Source organism: Sulfitobacter sp. 15WGC, from assembly GCF_005068605.1.
Taxonomy (GTDB): Bacteria; Pseudomonadota; Alphaproteobacteria; order Rhodobacterales; family Rhodobacteraceae; genus Sulfitobacter; species Sulfitobacter faviae.
Genome location: NZ_SZNL01000146.1, coordinates 1 through 254, shown reverse-complemented (window position 1 = coordinate 254; position 254 = coordinate 1). Strand labels below are relative to the sequence as shown.

Annotated in this window: 1 pseudogene; it reads left to right on the top strand. The window is 55.5% G+C overall.

Annotated elements, in window-relative coordinates:
• Positions 1-254 (top strand): annotated as a pseudogene (locus FCK22_RS19445) (cupredoxin); the annotation flags it as partial.

Below are 254 nucleotides of genomic sequence, written 5' to 3'. Positions count from 1 at the left end.
GGTGACCATGCGCGAAACCGACGACGGCGAGATGATCTTTGAACCCGCCGAGTTCGACATCAAAAAAAGGCGAGACCATTCGCTTTGGCGTCACCAACAAAGGCGAGATCGAGCATGAGTTTGTAATGACACGATGGAAGGCAATGCCGAGCACAAGGACGCCATGGCCAAGATGGACATGGAGCATGACGACCCGAACTCCGTTCGCCTTGATCCCGGCATGGAGGGCGAGGTGATCTGGACCTTCTCCAATG